Origin of the sequence: Hyella patelloides LEGE 07179 (assembly GCF_900659865.1) — a bacterium.
GTDB lineage: Bacteria > Cyanobacteriota > Cyanobacteriia > Cyanobacteriales > Xenococcaceae > Hyella > Hyella patelloides.
Genome location: NZ_LR213834.1, coordinates 1 through 18,345, shown reverse-complemented (window position 1 = coordinate 18,345; position 18,345 = coordinate 1). Strand labels below are relative to the sequence as shown.

Below are 18,345 nucleotides of genomic sequence, written 5' to 3'. Positions count from 1 at the left end.
TTCCAGATAGTATTTAGGTGTGAGGAATCCAGTGTCAAACATATTAAAGCGAGTTAGCTTAGCAACAGAAATCTTGGCAATTAGCTTGCCTTTTTCGCTGCCAGCAGAAGCAATCCCTGACTTATACAGGGGAATTTCTCATAGGTATTCGGCTCAAAAGATAAACGATATAGATCACAATTGGGTAGATAGTAGTAATAATTCTTTACAATCAGCAGAAAACAACGAGCAAGATAGCTTTATGTCTCAAGTTAATGATGTAGATCGCTTGCGGGATGTTTCTTCTGTGGATTGGGCTTATGAAGCTTTAGTTAATTTAGCATCTCGTTATGGTTGCATTACTGGGTTTCCTAACAATACCTATCGTGGAAACCAAGTGGTATCGCGCTATGAATTCGCAGCAGGTTTAAACTCTTGTCTTAACACACTAGAAAAAGCCATTTCCGCTTCTGAGGAAGTAGCAACTGACGATCTGGAAATCCTTTTGCGTTTGATGCAAGATTTTCAAGCTGAATTGGCTATCTTAAGAGGAAAAACCGATGGTTTGCAAGCTCGCATAACAGAATTAGAATTAACCCAATTTTCTACCACTACTAAGTTATCGGGGGAAGTCATTTTTGGTTTAGGAAGTGTTTTTGCAGGAGAAACCGACAAATCAACTGTATTAGGCGATCGCGTTAGGTTAAACTTAAATACTAGCTTTAATGGAGAAGACTTGCTTTTTACTCGTCTAGCTACAGGTAATTTGCCTTCTTTATCAAGTGATACTGGCTTTCAAGGAGAATTAAGCTTTACCCAACCCGAAGATAATGACTTACAGCTAGAAGTTTTGTATTACACTTTTCCTGTCAGTAACAATACAGAGGTGATTATCGGCGCAACAGGGACAGCAGCAGATGATCTTGTTAATACGGTAACTATACTGGATGGTGATGGTGCATCAGGTGCAATATCCCGTTTTGGTACTCGTAACCCTATATATTTGTCTCCAGCCGATGCGGGATTAGGTATTACTTATAACTTGGGAAACACCATCGAAATCAGTGGTGGTTATTTAGCTTTTCCTACAAATCAACCCACAGAAGGAAGTGGTATTTTTGACGCACCTTATAGTGCAATTGCTCAAATCTTCTTGAACCCCTCAGATAGCTTAGATGTGGCTTTTACCTACGTACATTCCCGCAATCAAAGCGATACGGAAACAGGAAGTAACAAAGCGAATATTCAATCTTTCACCGCAAATAATGCTTTTCCTGATGGGGTGTCTACAGTAAGTGACTCTTATGGTATCGAATTGTCTTGGACAATCAGCGATCGTTTTATTATCGGTGGTTGGGGTACACTATCTAAAGTAACCACCCTCTCTACTTTAGGGGGAAGCCTCGACAGAGGTACACAAGACATCTGGAATACTGCTTTAACGGTTGCTTTACCAGATTTAGGCAAAGAAGGTAACATGGCAGGTATTATCGTCGGTATAGAGCCTACTGTAACCAATTCCAGCATTGATAACTTGGCAGAAGACGAAGACTTATCACTTCATGTAGAGGCTTTTTATCAGTATCAAGTTAACGACTACATTGCAGTTACCCCTGGGGTAGTTTGGATTACTGCACCAGATAATGATACTAACAATGAAGATTTAGTTATCGGCACTATTCGGACTACTTTTAGTTTTTAAGCTAATTTAACTAAAATTTTTGGCGTTGCTGAATCAAAATATGATTTTAAATTTTGATTGCTTTGTTCTAAAAACTCAAAAAGAGCTATTAACAACGAAGCCTCGAAGCCCCCAAGCTCCGAACCGTACTATTATTTATTTCATACCTTGAATCAGCAACGCCAAATTTTTCAACAACGATCTCAAATTCTTCTTGAACTATTGTGATTAGGAGTCAAATCAATAAAGTACAATCTTTTAATTACTTTTGATGTAACTTAATTTTTATAAACAGCTATTTTTTGTTTAAAATTTTCTGCTAATTCTAGCAATAGTAATTTCACAATTTTTATCTTGATAGTCGTCTTTAACTAATTTCCCAGCAATTTTAATTTTATACAGAGTTTCTTGATGAGCATCGCCAAAAGTATAAATAGTCTGTATTTCTTGAAATGCGCTAACCAATCTCTTTGCTCATCAACATACTAAATTAATAACAAAAATCTCAAAATTCTAATTTTATAGAGACATTATTCTTCTTTACTCTGGTAACTAATAAATTATTGAAATTGATAAAGTTTAGTTTTATCACCTTTCACTAACTCAAACTTTATTTGACAATTACTATTATTAGTATTGCTATTATTGTACTCATGATAAGTATAGTTTTTTGATATCTGTCATTTTTATCAGAATATTCTTTTATTAATTTTTCCAGTTTTTTTACATATTGTGTAAAATTTATTTGATTCTTATTTAGCTCTTTACTTTCTTTTATTATACTAAATAAAGTTTTGGCAAGCTGCAAACTTTCAATTTTGTCTGAATTATGAACTTCTTTGATATCTGCTATGGTTTTCGCTTCTAATAAATTAAACTTTTTATATAAACCATTTACCAACTTATCATTATTAGGAAAATTTTCATCTATGGATTTTGCATGAAGTCGTACTTTAAAAGTTGAAGGGTAATTTGTAACGAATTGTACTAATTTTTCCAATATATAAGAACCTAAGCCTTTATTTCTTAATTCTTCTAGTATTTCAAAATTCATACAATGAGCGAATTTCACAGTTCCTTGAATTATATCAATCTCTACACCCCAAACTTTAAAAGAAGAGCTATATGGATTATATTGAGTTAAGGATTCAAAAGGAACTATAGTAATTCTTAATTCATCATTTACAAATAATGTTGTTTTTCTTTCTGAATAAAGAAATATATAGATATCTTCTTGTTCAGGATAGTTTACTTCACTTTTTTTGATTTTATCCTTGTGTTTAATTTTTATCAGTTCCCATTCTTCTGATTGAATAACTGTTCTACCAAATTTTTCAATAAAAGTACAATAATCATGAAGACGACTTGAAGCATCCTGGGGATGTTTATATTGTAAATAGTCGATTTTATGCAACATCACCTTTAATTGATAATTAAATATATTCACCATGCTAGCTATAACAACTAACCATTAACCAAGCAAGAAAATGCGTCAACTATATCCCCTATTTGAACCTTACGAAGAAGGTAAATTAAAAGTATCCGATTTACATACAATTCATTATGAACAATCAGGAAATCCCAATGGAAAACCCGTTGTCATTCTTCATGGAGGTCCTGGTGGTGGTTCTTCTCCTTTATATCGTCAATATTTTAATTCAGAAAAATGGCGGATTGTCATGTTCGATCAAAGAGGTTGTGGTAAGAGTACTCCTTACGCAGAACTAAGAGAAAATACCACCTGGAATTCTGTTGCAGACATCGAACAAATAAGAGAATATTTGAATATCGAAAAATGGGTAGTTTTTGGAGGAAGTTGGGGGAGTACTTTATCCCTCGCTTACAGTCAAACCCATCCCGATAAATGTCTTGGTTTAATTTTGCGAGGCATTTTTATGTTGCGTCAAAAAGAATTACACTGGTTTTATCAATCAGGAGCAAGCTATATATTTCCTGATGCATGGGAAGAATATTTAAAACCAATTCCTATTGCAGAAAGAGATGATTTAATATTAGCTTATTACACAAGATTGACCAGTGAAGATAGAGACATTCGCTTAGAAGCTGCTCGTGCTTGGTCAGTTTGGGAAGCTAGCACCAGTAAATTAATTCCCTCAGAAAAAAGTATTAAAAGGTTTGGTGAAGATGAATTTGCCGAAGCATTTGCCAGAATTGAATGTCATTATTTTGTTAATAAAGGTTTTTTGGAAACGGAGAATCAATTGTTAGAAAGATGCGATCGCATCTCTCAGATTCCTGGTATCATAGTACAAGGTAGATATGATGTGGTTTGCCCTGTAATTACTTCTTGGGAGTTACATCAAGCATGGCAGCAAGCAGAATATATCATAGTACCCGATGCAGGACATTCTGTATCTGAACCTGGAATTGTTGATGCTTTAATTACAGCTACGGATAAGTTTGCAGATTGAGTAAATTGGCTGTTAGCCAAAAGCTATCTTAAATACAAAATATCAATAGCCTGAGTGTCTGATAAATTTAGTTGATGAAACTAGATTTTATAAAACTTTTATTCGCTGTTGCCAGAGCAAACGTGTTAGATTTTGCTGTAGAGTCTTATTAAACGGTTATAAGCAAGCTTTAGACTATTTCTAAAGCCGAATCCTCACCAAGTTTTTCTCAATCATTTTTTGTTCTCTGTTCTCCCAAATAGACAAAATATTATGTATTGCTAAACTATTGTGTGTTCTATGAACATTTTGTGGCAAGATTAATAATCGCGTTTATAGAATTTTACGAGGACATCACACATGGCAACCCTCAGATTAGGTGATACCGTACCTGATTTTACTCAGGACTCTAATATAGGAGAAATCTCCTTTTACGAGTGGGCTGGAGATAGCTGGGTAGTACTTTTTTCTCACCCCGCAGACTACACTCCTGTTTGTACCACCGAGTTAGGAGAAGTTTCTAAACTAAGATCGGAATTTGAGAAACGTAACGTCAAAACTATCGCTCTTAGCGTCGATGGAGCAGAGTCTCATAAGGGCTGGATTGGCGACATTAACGAAACTCAAAGCACTACTGTCGATTATCCTATCTTGGCGGATGAAGATAAAAAGGTTTCCGACCTTTATGATATGGTTCACCCCAACGCTGATGCTAAGGTAACAGTTAGAACTGTATTTGTCATAGACCCTAATAAAAAATTACGTTTGAGTATTACTTATCCCCCAAGTACAGGACGTAATTTCCAAGAAATCTTAAGAGTAATTGACTCATTGCAATTAACCGATAAGTACTCCGTAGCCACTCCTGTTAATTGGAAAGAAGGCGAAGATGTTGTAGTTGCACCTTCTATTCCTACGGAAGAGGCTAAAAAGAAATTTCCCAAAGGCGTTACTGAAATCAAATCTTATCTCCGCATGACTCCCCAACCCGATAAGTAAATTGCTAGTTAAATAGCACTGGTAGGGTGGGCGATGCCCACCTTAACTATTTATTTGTCAAGCGACATAAATCAATTATATGAACGATAATTAATATATTTGCATCTTATAAATAAAATTTCCCATTGGATTGTTAAAGGGCAATGCTCATCTTAAATATTCCATCAGTTATTTTCAATAGCAACAATGAAGCAAGAATTAAAGCATCAAATCGTAATTATAGGTGGTGGTGCAGCAGGCGTTACCGTAGCATCGCAATTATTAGCAGCCAATAGTAATTTAGAAGTAAAGATTCTTTTTGTAGTATAATATTTTTATTACGTAATACAAGTGATGGAGGAGAAAAAATAAATTGACTCAAATGACTGTAACAGATGCTTTAGCCGAACTGACTTTGTTGGAAAAACGAATTAATTCTGCTAGGACAGATTTAGGAAATAATAATTTGATTACTTTTGTGGAAATTGGTCAAGTGCCAACTGGTTTTAAGTCTAGAGAAGAATATAACTCTAAAGCCAGGGCTGCATTACAAAGAGTGGATGCTTTAATCGCTAGAAGAAGAACCATTAAAAGAGCGATCGTTTTATCCAATGCTACTACAATGGTATCGGTAGCTAACGAAGAAATGACCGTTGCCGAAGCGATCGAGATGAAAAACTTCATTGCTTACTACGAAGAAGTTCTTAATACAATGGACTCATCCTATCGCACGACTTTGAGTAAATACCAACAAGCTCAAGCTAAAGTAAAAGAACGTCTTGATAAGTTAGCCATAGAAGTTTTGGGTAGAAATGCTAATACTGCTTCCGACAGATATCAATCTTTAGCTGATGGTTTTATAGCTAGAGAAGGAGTCGAGTTACTCGATCCCGTTAATTTATCTGAAGAAAACGAAAGACGACAAAACTTTATTGAAGAGTTCAAATCTACTTGCGACAGAGTCTTATCTATTAGTAATGCTACAACGACAATCGAAATTGCTGATTAATTAGAAGATATACTAAAACTTGCTGGTCACTCGAAAATCTCTGAATTTATGGTTTAAAAAGCGCGATGTAGCTCAAATGTTTAGAGCGACTGACTCATAATCAGTAAGTTGTGGCTTAACAACCCACCATCGCCACCATAGTTTCAAAGCTTAAAGTTTAAAGCTTAAAACTCAAAAATCAACTCTCAAACCTTAAACTTTCAAATTTCAAATTTTATAAAGTTAAAACTCGATAAAATCCGAGACTAATGGTTATAGGTTGCCATAAAACCTAGAGATTTCCACTCGGCTGAGTGGTCAGCATTTTTGCTCTTTTTATATATTATGGAAACTACTTTAAACTATGTAATTAAGTCTTTACCAGCAGAAAGACAGGCGAAAGTCGAAAATTTAGCCGAAGAACTGTTAGAAGAAGTCGCAACATTACGATAATTAAGAAAAAAACCAAAACTAACTCAAGCTGACATGGCTCAATTACTACGCATCAAACAAGAAAATGTTTCTCGTTTAGAACGACGGAATAATATTCATCTTTCTACCCTAAAAAATTATATTCATGCCCTTGGTGGAAAGCTGCATATTATAGTGGAATTACCCAATCAAGAGCCTATAGAAATTCAAGATAATGAAACTGTTGAGGTTTAAAATACTAAATCTTCAGTAATAGTTAATCATTAATCTAATGAGAAATATATCTTTTCATGGCAAAAGTTAATAATAATGATTCCGCTCTTATAGCAGAAGCAAAAAGAGAAACGACATCACAAAAACGTTTAAAAGAATTAGCAAGCATTGATGATAACTTGGCGCGAATAGTAGCTCAAAATATCGCAGCATCTCCAGAGTTATTAAGTGATCTTGCTACTCGTGAAAGTAAAACAGTTAGAAAAGCTGTTACCAGCAACCCTAATACACCCAAAAAAATACTTTTTATTCTAGGCGTATATTTTCCACAAGAATTGTTGAATAATCCAATTTTTGATTTTTCGTTATTAGGTGATTTAACTTTTATTAAAAAAATTCCTTCAGGTGTTTTATCTATATTAATACAGCAAAATAATGCTCCTCTATTTTTGTTGAATTATGCTGCTAATCATCCAGCGACAATAGTAGCAAACACAGCAAAAATGCACGTTTCAATATCAGGAGAGATAACGCAAGGGTGGCATAAAGTGGTAGAAGAGACAATTCAAAATAGCTCTTTTGTCAATAAATTTATTGACGATTTTAATGGAGTTGTCTGGGATTTTCGATATGGAGCAAGATGTAGAGGTGATTTTGAAACACCACAAAGAAGTTTTAAACTTTTGACTAATTTTTATGAATTTATACAATCTATTCGGTTAATCAATCAATTATTAAAAGGATACACAGCCCAAAATCCCAGCACAAAATCAATCATATTGGAACAACTCGCTTGTGATGAAAATAGTTCAATTCGGAGAAATGTAGCGGAAAATCCTAGCACACCCCCAGAAACATTAGAATTACTTGCCAAGGATTCTAATAATGGTGTTCGCAACAGTGCAGCAGGAAACCATAATACATCAATAAGTATCTTACAATCACTCGCTACCGACCCAGATATTAATATTCGTTATCGTGTAGCGGGAAATCCTACTACGCCTTTAGAGACACTAAAATTATTGGCAAATGACTCCTATTATGGAATTCGTAGAGCTATAGCAGGAAACTCTAATACACCAGCAGAAATCCTAAAATTGCTTGCTCGCGATTCTCATAAGCAGGTGCGCGAGTATGTAGCAGGAAACTCTTGTACGCCACCAGAAACATTAGAATTACTGGCAAAAGAATCTGATTATACAATTCGTTATCGTGTCGCAGTTAATCCCAACACGCCAGAAAATATACTAAAATCTTTTGGCTGTAATTATGCCGTTACGAGAAATCCTAATCTATCAATCGAAATACTAGAATCACTTATCGATTACTCTGACAAGCAGATTTGCTATGATATTGCGAAAAATCCTAGTACGCCAGTAAAAATATTAAAGATGCTAGCTTGTGATTCTAACGATCAAATTCGTGAATATGTGGCAGATAACCCTAATGTGTCAGTAGAAATATTAAAATTGTTCGCTATAGATCGCAATAGTAGGATTCGTTTTCGCGTAGCGAGAAATCCCAATACACCCATAAATTTATTAGAATTACTTGCTAATGACTTTAGTAATCAAATTCGTGTAGCTATAGCCAAAAATCCTAATACACCAATAGAGATACTAGAATCACTTGCTAATGATTCCGATCTTTTAGTTCGCGAATCGGTTTCCGAAAACCCTAAATGTACTCGCCAAATAAAAGAAACTATTTTTAAAAACTTTGCCAAATCAGAAACCCCATCATTTAGTCGTGTAGCTCTTTTTCTGAGCGATTATGCAGAAAGTTCCGTTTTAGCGGAGAATAGTAACTCTATATCGTGGTTAGAAAGATATGCCATAGCTCAAAATAAACAAACTCCCCAAGATACTTTAGAAATATTAGCCCAAGATGGTAATCGGATCGTTCGAGCCACAGCAAAAGAGAGCCTACAGAAATTATACGATAAAGGTTCAAAATAATTAAATGCGATCGCTAATTACTCTATTAAATAATTTACAAGCATCAGACACTTAGTACCCGTTTCCCGCTAATCTAGATTGAGAGCAAGTTGTAATTATAAAGATGGATATCAAAAACGGTTTTGTCGATACAGTAGGAAATACCCCTTTAATTCGCCTCAATAGCTTTAGTGATGAAACAGGTTGTGAAATCTTAGGCAAAGCAGAATTTCTCAATCCAGGTGGTTCAGTAAAAGATCGGGCTGCACTATATATTGTTGAAGATGCAGAAAAAAAAGGACTCCTCAAACCAGGGGGAACAGTAGTAGAAGGCACAGCAGGTAATACTGGTATCGGCTTAACCCATATTTGTAATGCTAAAGGTTATAAATGTTTGATCGTGATTCCTGAAACTCAATCTCAAGAAAAAATCGATACTTTACGTACCCTTGGTGCAGAAGTGCGTACTATTCCTGCTGTACCCTATAAAAATCCAGAAAATTATGTCAAGGTGTCGGGGCGTTTAGCAGCCGAATTAGATAACGCTATTTGGGCAAATCAATTTGATAACTTAGCCAATCGCAATGCCCATTATGAAACGACGGGTGAAGAAATTTGGCAACAAACCGACGGGAAAGTCGATGCTTGGGTAGCTGCTACAGGTACAGGGGGTACTTATGCAGGAGTTGCTTTGTGTCTTAAAGAAAAGAATCCCGATATTAGATGTATTGTAGCTGACCCGATGGGCAGTGGTTTATATAGTTACGTCAAAATAGGAGAAATCAAACCCGAAGGGAAATCTATTACTGAAGGTATTGGCAACAGTCGCATTACTGCCAATATGGAAGACGTACCCATTGATGATGCTATTCAAATAGATGATCCTGAATGTCTTAGAGTAATTTATCAGCTATTGCGTAAAGATGGCTTGTTTATGGGCGGTTCAGTAGGTATCAATGTCGGCGCAGCCTACGCTTTAGCCAAACAATTAGGTGCAGGACATACTATTGTTACTGTATTGTGTGATAGTGGTTCTCGATATCAATCCAGAATTTACAATCCCCAATGGTTAGCCGAAAAAGGTTTATCGGTTGGTTAATTGTAGGGGCGAATGGCATTCGCTCAAATTTTAAAATTTGAAGATTAAGCTTAAATGTGTTGAATAAAATACCAGGGCGAGTTTATTTATTTGTTGCTATTTTAATTTTTGCTGCGTCTAACTCTGTAACTAGACAACTAATCGAATTAGGCGAAAACTATCTGATTGATGGCAGAAATCCCATTTCTTTTTGTAATGTCTTGTTTGTGGGGAATCTTTGCGCTTTACTAGCTTTGGTTACTATATATGGTCGTAGTTGGCGAGCTAGTTCTCTTAATAGGCTTTCTGTAAAAAATTGGCTAAGTTTAGTTACTGTCGCTATTTTATCAGGAGCATTAGCCCCATCTTTAGTCTTTTTTGCTTTGGATATTACCTCAGTTAATAATGTAGTTTTAATTGGCAGAATTGAACCGCCGTTAGCTTTAGCAATCTCAATTTTAATTCTCAAAGAAAGAGTCAACGGATTAGTGATTTTAGGAGCAATTATTTCTTTTGTGGGGGTTGCTTTAACCGTTATTCTGCAATCTCCGTCAGATAATATAGTTAATATGGCGGGAGTAATGGAAGTTGGTAGAGGAGAATTAATGGTTGCTTTAGCTGCAATTTCTCAATCTGTTTCTAATACTGTTAGTAAAGTAAGTTTGGCACAAATTCCCCTTGGTATTTTTAGTGTTTTTCGGGTAGCTGTGGGAACAGTAGTATTTTTTGCGGTAGTTATTAAACTATTTGGTGTCAGCCATTTCACTGATGTTTTCGCTCCTGTGTTGTGGCAATGGATGTTAGTCTATGGTGCAGTGATTGTGGTGGGGGGACAGCTTTCATGGTTTCAAGGCTTGAAAAGAACTAAGGCTGCTGATGTTTCTCTTGCTAGTTCTTTTAGCCCTTTAGCTGGTATTTTATTTGCTTATTTGATATTAAGAGAAGTTCCTACATCTGCTCAATATATTGGAGGAGCGGTAATTATTTTAGGTATTATTTTTAATCAAGTTGGTGTGGTAAAACAAAATAAGTTACAAGCTGCAAATAAACAAAAAACATGGCAAAAGGATCTAGATCATGATGTAGGCTTTAAAGGAATTTGAAATTCATTTTAAAATTAATATTTACGAGTTCATAATTAATAACTAGAGCGTAAGCCTTTTCAGGCGTTGGTGATTTAAGTGATGACGTACATAATGTTACTGTTCGTCTATCACGGATACCGCTTCGCGACCGAAGGAAGTCCTTTAGGGCATATAGCTTTAAGCTTCAAGCTCTAAGCTCTAAGCTTTTTCAATAATTGGAGAAAATCGATAATTGTAAAAATCATACTTTGATTTACCAACGCCCCTTTTCAGAATTAATAACTAGGGCGCAAGCCTTACGCCCCTACCTACTAACTACTAATTAAAGTAAATGGAAAGTCCTATTAAAACAGTCCGTGTTTCCCAAGCTGGAGAAGAAAACTTAAATAAACTAAAACGTGCTACTAAAATTACTCAATGGAATATTTTGTGTCGTTGGGCATTGTGTTGTTCTTTAAAAGAGATTAGTATTCCTTCTCCTGTGGCGATTAAAACAGATAGTCATATAGAAATTGCTTGGGATACTTTTGGCGGAGAAATTGCTGATGTTTTATTAATTGCTCTGAAGCAAAGATGTTATCAAGACGGGTTGAATTTAGACCGAGATACCCTTAGGAAACAGTTTACGCTCCACCTCCATCGCGGTTTGGGATATCTAGCAGGAAATGAAGATTTAGATAGTATCGAAAAGTTAGTTCAATTAACTCATATTAATTAGAAAAAAGAACACAATAGATAACCTGTAGGGTGGGCAATGCCTAACCTACCCTTTAATTGTATTTATCTTACAATGCTTATGGGCAAAAACTTTAAACCTGCTCCGAGACGCGATATGTTAGAGACGCAATATATCACGTCTCTACGAGATCAGTGTTTGTGGGATTGTTTGATAATTGGGTTTGGTATTAATTTTTAGTTACGCTGCAATAACAAACAAATAAAAAAATCGATAGAGTAAATTTCACTTCACCCCATCGATATTGTCTTTATCGGGACTTAAACCAAATCTATTTTTTACAGTTAATACCATTTATTAAAGGTAATAAGAGACGAAGGTTTAAAGCTAGGAGTCCTAAAGGATACCGCTTCGCGACCGAAGGAAGTCCTTTAGGGCATATCAGGAGTCAGGAGTTAGTGTAAATAGTAGTTTGAGTGTTTTTTATTAATAAGAAATAATTTTCTATCTATCTAGCTATTTTTGATAATTGGTATAAGTTATCTTGCCAAACATTAGCTGCTAATTTAATTTTGCTGAAACTTTTTTCTTAGTCTTAAAAAGCTAAATAAACTACCACCAAGAATTAATCCTAAACTTGGACTAAAATCAAAAGGAACTCCTTGTGGTTGTATTGCTGCTTCTATAAAATCAAATCTAGCATCATAACTTGATTGATTGTTGCTATCAATAGTCATTTTTATGTAGTCAATGCTGGTCACGTCCACACCATTGTTTATATAAGTCGAAAAATCATAATAAAGAGTTTGTTCGGGAAAACCATTGCCAGGGTCTACTTGAGGAATATCTTGTTCATAAGGGTGGAAATTAGTGCCATCGTATAATTCAAGAGTTAGCTTACCACCCAAATCTGATAATATAATGTCAACAACTATGCTATCATCTCCTTCCTGAGTTAAATTTACATTTAAATTTGCATCGGAATTTAAATTATTGAAATCAATAGTATTTGAGCCATTCCAAACTACAGTAGCTATAGAAGGTGTTCCATCACTAGCAAGACCAATAGCATCTGGTAAAGTACTAGATGCCGTTTGTAATATAGCTTCGCCACTATTATCTACAGTATTTATTGTCATGTGACGGCTACCCCCAACCACACTACTTGTGCTGAGACCTGTATCTGAATCTGTGTCAGAATAATAAAGACCTGTTGCATTATTAGGAAGATTAGAAACGGCTTGAAATACACCATTTTGAGTTGTGATTGGGGAACCATTAAAATAGAAGGTTCCTGTATTTACGTTAGCATCACTAAAAGCATCCAACGTAAAAGCATTAGCAGAAGTTTGAGCTAATCCCAAAAACAAAGTACTAAAACCGATCGCTTTAATCTTAAAAATTTTCATAATTTCGGACATAACAGCTAATAATAACTGTTGTTAATTAATATATTTCATTTGATACTAAGCTAATCGGGCTATCCAAGCAGCGTCAATCGTAAAATCACGTAGAAATCCGCTACTGCTAATAGTTACTACAATTTACCATGGACAAATTTCTGTAGAGTAAATTTTACTCCACCTCATCAATACTGTCTTTATCGGGACTTAAACCAAATCTATTTTTAACAGCTAAGTTATCTTGTTAAACATTAGCTGCTAATTTAATTTTGCTGAAACTTTTTTCTTAGTTTTAAGAAGCTAAAGAAACTGCCACCAAGAATTAATCCTAAAGCTGGACTAAATTCAAAGGGAACTGCTTGAGGCTGTATTGCTGTTTGCAGGAAGTTAAAGGTAGCATCATAGCCTGATTGCCGATTACTATCAATAGTCATTGCAATATACTCAATATTGTTTACATCTACCGAATTATCTATATAAGTTTGATAATCATAGTAAAGAGTCTGTTGAGGTATTCCTTGGTCAATATCTACTCCAGGGATAGGTTGACTGTAACCATAAATATCAGTACCGTCATAGAGTTCTAGAATCAGCCTTACATCTTCAGGTTCTGATTGATCGGCAAATAAAATCTCAATAGCAATACTATCGTCTATACCATCATCCAAATCTGCATTAAGATTTGCACCCAAAGTTAGATCATTATAGTCATCTACAGTAGTGTTGCCATTCCAAACCGCTGTAGCAACAGATGATACTCCAGGATTGTTAGTTACACTAATAGCCTGTGGATACAAGCCAACACCTTTGGCAGCTTCTAATTTTGCAAGTTCGCTGTTATTAGATGCATCTATTTTCATGTGACGACTACTTCCAGCCACATTACTCAGTTGAGTATCTGAATCTGGATTAGGAAAGACTATACTATTTTGAATGTTGTTAGAAACTCCTTGACCATTTATGGGAGGATTAAATATGACAGTGGGCGGATCTCCAGTATAAAAATCTCCGATATTATCACTATTAGCATCACTGAAAGCATCTATAGTAAACCCCGTAGCAGAAACTTGAGCTAACCCAAAAAACAAAGCACTAAAACCAATCGCTTTAATCTTAAAAATTTTCATAATTCCCTATATAACAGCTAATACTGCGTTTTGCATAACTAACAGGTACAGCAATAAATTAATTCTCTTGGAATCTTCTTGATTTTTTGTCTCAAATTGAAGTGCAAAACGCTGTAAATTACCGTTGTTAATTAAATATATTTTGTTTGATACCAAGCTAATCGAGCTATCCGAGCAACGTCAATCGTAAAATTACGTAGAAATCCGCTACTGTTCATCTTCTCTACAATTTACCCTGGACAAATTCCCGTATGCTCTACTGTCAATATCAATACAAATACTGATTAATTTCCGAACTAAGGTAAGATTGGCTGCAAGAATATAAAAAAGATTAGTAAAAGGATTAAATGGTAGGCTATCTCGTCTTTTTAACAACATCAGTTGGTTTATTTGCCATTTTTGCTTTGGGGTTAAATTTGCAATGGGGTTTTACGGGATTAATTAATTTCGGTCACGTAGCTTTTATGACGGTGGGAGCATACACTACAGTTTTATTGAGTTCCCAAGGTGTACCGTTATTCTTCGCTGTAATTGCGGGTGCTGCATTAGCATCTTTACTGGGTTTTATCATTGGTTTATCGACGCTGCGGTTACGAGAAGACTATTTAGCTATTGTTACCATTGGGGTTTCGGAAGTATTGCGCTTGATAGCTCTTAATGAGGAGTGGTTAACCAGGGGTGCTTTTGGGGTACAGCGTTTCCCTTTACCAATGGATCGTTACAATCCTAATGCGATTGGTAATATTGTCAATTTTGCTTTACTGACAGTGTTGGGTATTTTTGCCCTCTGGCAATTAGGGAAAAGCTTAAAAGCCCAATGGCGCGAAGGTCAAGCTATTCAGGGTAAAAGCTATAAACCGACAAGCAAGATTAGTTTAGTTATCTGGGGTATTATTGCTCTGGCTCTAATTATGACTGTTTATATTAACAGTTGTTTTGCTCTGTCTAACTATAATTACAAAGCGGGATTAATGCTGCTGGTATTGCTGGTTTTGGCTGTTATTTACTGGGGTTTACAACTGTTGGTGACATCTCCTTGGGGAAGAGTTTTAAAAGCAATTCGAGAAGATGAAGAAATCCCTAGAGCATTGGGTAAAAACGTCTTCTGGTATAAGTTACAGGCTTTTATGATTGGAGGAGCGATCGCTGGAATTGCAGGATCGTTTTATGCATGGCAACTTACTACAATATATCCTGACAACTTTCAACCTCTGGTTACTTTTAATGTTTGGACAATGGTAGTGCTAGGAGGTGCAGGAAGTAATGCAGGGTCGTTATTGGGAGTTATCATTTTTTGGGCTTATGATGCTTTAACTCGTTCTTATCTTCCCCAAATTGTTACCTGGTTGGCGGTGTATTTTCCCGCATTGCAAGGTTTTGATAGTTCTCGACAAGGGGCGTTTCGCATCATGGTAATTGGTTTAATCTTGATGATTCTAATGGTGTGGCGACCTCAAGGAATTTTAGGTAAAAAGGAAGAACTTACTTTGGGGCGTTAATATAGGTAACGCTCACCCAAAATTCATAGAAGAACTTTTATGGCTACTCATGTTGTGACTGGTGCTGCTGGATTTATTGGCTCTCACTTGGCAGAAACTCTATTACTCAAAGACGATCTCATTATTGGTGTCGATCAAATTAATGACTATTACGATATCAATCAGAAAAAAGCTAATATTGCTCATCTGCAACAATATTCTAATTTTAAATTTATTGAAGATGATATCCAAAACTTAAACTGGTTAGAGCTACTTAAAGATGTTGATGTCATTTATCACCAAGCAGCCCAAGCAGGAGTTAGAGCCAGTTGGGGCGATAGTTTTCGTAACTATACCGAAAGAAATATTAATGCTACTCAGGTTATTTTAGAAGCTGCCAAAGAATATGGCTCTCTGAAACGGTTTGTTTATGCTTCTACCTCTTCAGTATATGGAAATGCCGAAACTATGCCTACTGATGAAAAAGTTCCTCCTCAACCAGTGTCTCCTTATGGCATCACTAAACTAGCAGCCGAAAGAATGTGCTGGCTCTATTACCAAAATTTTAATGTCCCCATAACAGCCCTACGTTACTTTACTGTTTATGGACCTCGGCAACGTCCTGATATGGCATTTCACAAATTTTTCAAAGCTGCTATTGAAGAGCGAGCAATTTCTATTTACGGTGATGGACAACAAACTAGAGACTTTACTTTTGTTAGTGATGCGGTAGCTGCTAATTTAGCTGCTGCTTCTGTTCCCGAAGCTATAGGAGAAATCTTTAATATTGGTGGTGGTAGTCGGGCTGTTTTAATGGATGTTTTGGCTACTATGGAACAAGTTATCGGCAAACCGATTAAAAAAGAGTATGTAGCTAGAGCTAGAGGAGATGCTCGTCATACCAGCGCAGATATTTCTAAAGCTAAAAAAATCTTAGGTTATAATCCCCAAGTTTCCCTGGCTGAAGGTTTAGCCAAAGAATGGATGTGGGTCAAGCCTTTGTATACCTAGATTATGATTGATATTAATTAATAACCGTAAGGTGGTCGACCGAAGGAAGTACTTTAGTGCATTGCCCACCCTACAGTCTGTAAGGGCGAATGGCCATTCGCCCCTACATTTAATGTAATTTTAATTTCCCAATTTTTATTTATACTGAGATATTTTAGTTTTCTATCAATTCTAGAGGAGCAGATTGAGCTAAAATTTTAGTTCTTTTCAGATCGTGAAACTTGACTGCTAAAGTAGGTTTTGTCCCTCCATTAAGCACGTGGGTAATTTCTCCTTCGCCAAAATCTTTGTGGAAAACGCGATCGCCGACATTCCAATCGGTATCATTATTAGTATTGGTGCTAGCTATGGGTGTTTGACGACTACGATAAGCTGTAGCTTGGGCAATATTACTACTAATTAAGTCTTCAGGAAGTTCTTTTAAAAATTGGGAAGCAACCGCAGGTTCGCGATAACCCCAAAGACGACGTTCTCTGGTGTAGGTAAGAAAAAGTTGTTCTTGGGCGCGGGTAATGCCTACATAACATAAACGGCGTTCTTCTTCTATTTCCAAAGGATCGTTGAGAGTACGGTTATGAGGTAACAAACCCTGTTCCATGCCTACTAAGAAAACCAGAGGAAATTCTAAACCTTTTGCCGAATGAAGTGTCATTAAAGAAACTTTTTCTTGAGTTTCATCGAGATTATCTAAATCTGATGCTAGGGCTGCGCTGGATAAGAATGCTTCTAAACTGGTTTCTTCGTTATCTTCTTGGAATTGGATAATGGCATTATATAACTCAAAAACGTTAGCTACACGGTTATCTGCTTCGTCTGTACCTTGTTGTTTTAAATTATCTATGTAGCCTGATTCTTCCATAATATAATTGAGAATTTCGGCTGCGGTAGCAGTTTCTAGTTGTGCTTTTGCTGTTGCAATTACTTGCACAAATTTATTCACAGATTTAGCTGCTCTTCCCGACATCGTAGTCGCTGAAGTTTCATCACTAATTATTTCCCATAGGGGAACACCTAATTGTTGAGCAGCATCAATTAAAGAGTTAATAGTTGTCTTACCAATCCCACGGCGAGGAGTGTTAATAATGCGAAGTAAGCTAACAGTATCATCGGGATTTAGTAACAAACGTAAATAAGACAGTACGTCTTTAATTTCTTTACGGTCATAGAATTTTAAACCGCCAACAATATTATAGGGTACACTATTTTGAATTAATAAATCTTCAAAAGGACGAGATTGAGCATTAGTACGATATAAAATAGCAAAGCTTCCCCAATTTAATTCGGGGTTTTCTTTGACCATATATTGCATCTGCTTAATCACAAATTTCGCTTCTTGCTGTTCCTCATCTGCTTTGTGGAGATAGATTTGTTCCCCGATAGCTCTTGTTGGTTTAAGAACTTTATCGATCCGTTGAGTATTATTTTCTATTAAAGCATTAGCAGCTTGTAAAATGTTTTCTCTGGAGCGATAATTTTCCTCTAATTTAATCATGGTTCTGGTATCATCATCGGGTAAATCATCGCCAAAATCCTGTTGAAAATTCAGCAAAATTGTGAAATCTGCCAAACGAAAAGAATAAATAGATTGATCGGCATCTCCCACTACAAATAGCGATCGCTCTTGCCAATTCCATTCACTTTTTCGGGTTTCGTTATTAGTAGTTAATAAACGAATAAACTCGTATTGAATTTTATTGGTATCTTGGTATTCATCTACTAAAATATGATGAAATTGAGTGTGCCAATAACCTAAAATAGATTCATTTTGCTCAAATAATCTTACAGGAATTAAAATTAAATCATCAAAATCTAACGCATTATTAGCAGCCAGCCGAGATTGATACTCGTTGTAAACTTCTGCTAGCACT

At 35.8% G+C, this 18,345-nt stretch carries 16 protein-coding genes and 1 pseudogene; 12 read left to right on the top strand and 5 right to left on the bottom strand.

Annotated features, from left to right (window positions below; translation table 11 throughout):
* Positions 1 to 31: 31 nt before the first annotated feature.
* Complete coding sequence (locus H1P_RS12770) at positions 32 to 1,681, top strand: iron uptake porin (RefSeq protein WP_246141659.1); 1,650 nt, start codon at positions 32 to 34, stop codon at positions 1,679 to 1,681.
* A gap of 285 nt (positions 1,682 to 1,966) precedes the next feature.
* Here H1P_RS12770 and H1P_RS12765 read toward each other — a convergent pair whose 3' ends face one another.
* Positions 1,967 to 2,125 (bottom strand): hypothetical protein, encoded by a 159-nt coding sequence (locus H1P_RS12765; protein WP_222427041.1) that lies wholly within the window; start codon positions 2,123 to 2,125, stop codon positions 1,967 to 1,969.
* 145 nt (positions 2,126 to 2,270) lie between these two features.
* Positions 2,271 to 3,077, bottom strand: a complete 807-nt coding sequence (locus H1P_RS12760; protein ID WP_144867643.1) for a hypothetical protein — start codon at positions 3,075 to 3,077, stop codon at positions 2,271 to 2,273.
* 70 nt (positions 3,078 to 3,147) lie between these two features.
* On the opposite strand from H1P_RS12760, the gene pip reads away from it, so the two are divergent.
* From pip to dndE, 9 genes and pseudogenes are all read left to right on the top strand, one after another.
* The gene (gene pip, locus H1P_RS12755) at positions 3,148 to 4,092 is read left to right on the top strand and encodes a prolyl aminopeptidase (RefSeq protein ID WP_144867641.1); all 945 of its coding nucleotides are present in this window, start codon (positions 3,148 to 3,150) and stop codon (positions 4,090 to 4,092) included.
* Positions 4,093 to 4,431: 339 nt separating this feature from the next.
* Positions 4,432 to 5,070 carry a peroxiredoxin gene (locus tag H1P_RS12750; protein ID WP_144867639.1) on the top strand — a complete coding sequence of 213 codons (639 nt, stop codon included), beginning with the start codon at positions 4,432 to 4,434 and terminating at the stop codon, positions 5,068 to 5,070.
* 186 nt (positions 5,071 to 5,256) lie between these two features.
* Positions 5,257 to 5,379 carry a hypothetical protein gene (locus tag H1P_RS38925; RefSeq protein WP_281291152.1) on the top strand — a complete coding sequence of 41 codons (123 nt, stop codon included), beginning with the start codon at positions 5,257 to 5,259 and terminating at the stop codon, positions 5,377 to 5,379.
* 43 nt (positions 5,380 to 5,422) lie between these two features.
* Positions 5,423 to 6,058, top strand: coding sequence for a hypothetical protein (locus H1P_RS12740; protein ID WP_144867637.1), 636 nt, complete (start codon positions 5,423 to 5,425; stop codon positions 6,056 to 6,058).
* Positions 6,059 to 6,502: 444 nt separating this feature from the next.
* Positions 6,503 to 6,703, top strand: a pseudogene (locus H1P_RS37430) (XRE family transcriptional regulator); the annotation flags it as partial.
* 56 nt (positions 6,704 to 6,759) lie between these two features.
* Positions 6,760 to 8,640: a HEAT repeat domain-containing protein gene (locus tag H1P_RS12725; protein ID WP_144867635.1), complete on the top strand. Its 1,881-nt coding sequence runs from the start codon at positions 6,760 to 6,762 to the stop codon at positions 8,638 to 8,640.
* Between the two features lie 103 nt (positions 8,641 to 8,743).
* Complete coding sequence (locus H1P_RS12720) at positions 8,744 to 9,718, top strand: cysteine synthase A (protein ID WP_144867633.1); 975 nt, start codon at positions 8,744 to 8,746, stop codon at positions 9,716 to 9,718.
* Between the two features lie 56 nt (positions 9,719 to 9,774).
* Positions 9,775 to 10,800 (top strand): DMT family transporter, encoded by a 1,026-nt coding sequence (locus H1P_RS12715; RefSeq protein ID WP_144867631.1) that lies wholly within the window; start codon positions 9,775 to 9,777, stop codon positions 10,798 to 10,800.
* 313 nt (positions 10,801 to 11,113) lie between these two features.
* Positions 11,114 to 11,500 (top strand): DNA sulfur modification protein DndE, encoded by a 387-nt coding sequence (dndE, locus tag H1P_RS12710; RefSeq protein WP_144867629.1) that lies wholly within the window; start codon positions 11,114 to 11,116, stop codon positions 11,498 to 11,500.
* A 524-nt stretch (positions 11,501 to 12,024) separates the two neighbouring features.
* Here dndE and H1P_RS12705 read toward each other — a convergent pair.
* Both H1P_RS12705 and H1P_RS12700 read right to left on the bottom strand, forming a co-directional pair.
* Positions 12,025 to 12,879 carry a PFE-CTERM domain-containing protein gene (locus H1P_RS12705; protein ID WP_144867627.1) on the bottom strand — a complete coding sequence of 285 codons (855 nt, stop codon included), beginning with the start codon at positions 12,877 to 12,879 and terminating at the stop codon, positions 12,025 to 12,027.
* Between the two features lie 245 nt (positions 12,880 to 13,124).
* Positions 13,125 to 13,988, bottom strand: a complete 864-nt coding sequence (locus tag H1P_RS12700; protein WP_144867625.1) for a PFE-CTERM domain-containing protein — start codon at positions 13,986 to 13,988, stop codon at positions 13,125 to 13,127.
* Positions 13,989 to 14,335: 347 nt separating this feature from the next.
* On the opposite strand from H1P_RS12700, the gene H1P_RS12695 reads away from it, so the two are divergent.
* Together H1P_RS12695 and H1P_RS12690 are read left to right on the top strand one after the other, a co-directional pair.
* Positions 14,336 to 15,487, top strand: a complete 1,152-nt coding sequence (locus H1P_RS12695; protein WP_144867623.1) for a branched-chain amino acid ABC transporter permease — start codon at positions 14,336 to 14,338, stop codon at positions 15,485 to 15,487.
* 39 nt (positions 15,488 to 15,526) lie between these two features.
* Complete coding sequence (locus H1P_RS12690; protein WP_144867621.1) at positions 15,527 to 16,477, top strand: GDP-mannose 4,6-dehydratase; 951 nt, start codon at positions 15,527 to 15,529, stop codon at positions 16,475 to 16,477.
* A 154-nt stretch (positions 16,478 to 16,631) separates the two neighbouring features.
* Here the strand turns inward: H1P_RS12690 and H1P_RS12685 are convergent.
* The coding region (locus H1P_RS12685; RefSeq protein ID WP_144867619.1) for a 3'-5' exonuclease at positions 16,632 to 18,345 on the bottom strand (1,714 nt) is incomplete at its 5' end.

Excerpts from the sequence above, each read along its gene's own strand:
- pip (WP_144867641.1), top strand. The coding sequence starts at position 3,148 with ATGCGTCAACTATATCCCCTATTTGAACCTTACGAAGAAGGTAAATTA.
- H1P_RS12705 (WP_144867627.1), bottom strand. The coding sequence starts at position 12,879 with ATGTCCGAAATTATGAAAATTTTTAAGATTAAAGCGATCGGTTTTAGT.
- H1P_RS12690 (WP_144867621.1), top strand. The coding sequence starts at position 15,527 with ATGGCTACTCATGTTGTGACTGGTGCTGCTGGATTTATTGGCTCTCAC.
- H1P_RS12700 (WP_144867625.1), bottom strand. The coding sequence starts at position 13,988 with ATGAAAATTTTTAAGATTAAAGCGATTGGTTTTAGTGCTTTGTTTTTT.
- H1P_RS12720 (WP_144867633.1), top strand. The coding sequence starts at position 8,744 with ATGGATATCAAAAACGGTTTTGTCGATACAGTAGGAAATACCCCTTTA.
- dndE (WP_144867629.1), top strand. The coding sequence starts at position 11,114 with ATGGAAAGTCCTATTAAAACAGTCCGTGTTTCCCAAGCTGGAGAAGAA.
- H1P_RS38925 (WP_281291152.1), top strand. The coding sequence starts at position 5,257 with ATGAAGCAAGAATTAAAGCATCAAATCGTAATTATAGGTGGTGGTGCA.
- H1P_RS12695 (WP_144867623.1), top strand. The coding sequence starts at position 14,336 with ATGGTAGGCTATCTCGTCTTTTTAACAACATCAGTTGGTTTATTTGCC.
- H1P_RS12750 (WP_144867639.1), top strand. The coding sequence starts at position 4,432 with ATGGCAACCCTCAGATTAGGTGATACCGTACCTGATTTTACTCAGGAC.
- H1P_RS12760 (WP_144867643.1), bottom strand. The coding sequence starts at position 3,077 with ATGTTGCATAAAATCGACTATTTACAATATAAACATCCCCAGGATGCT.
- H1P_RS12725 (WP_144867635.1), top strand. The coding sequence starts at position 6,760 with ATGGCAAAAGTTAATAATAATGATTCCGCTCTTATAGCAGAAGCAAAA.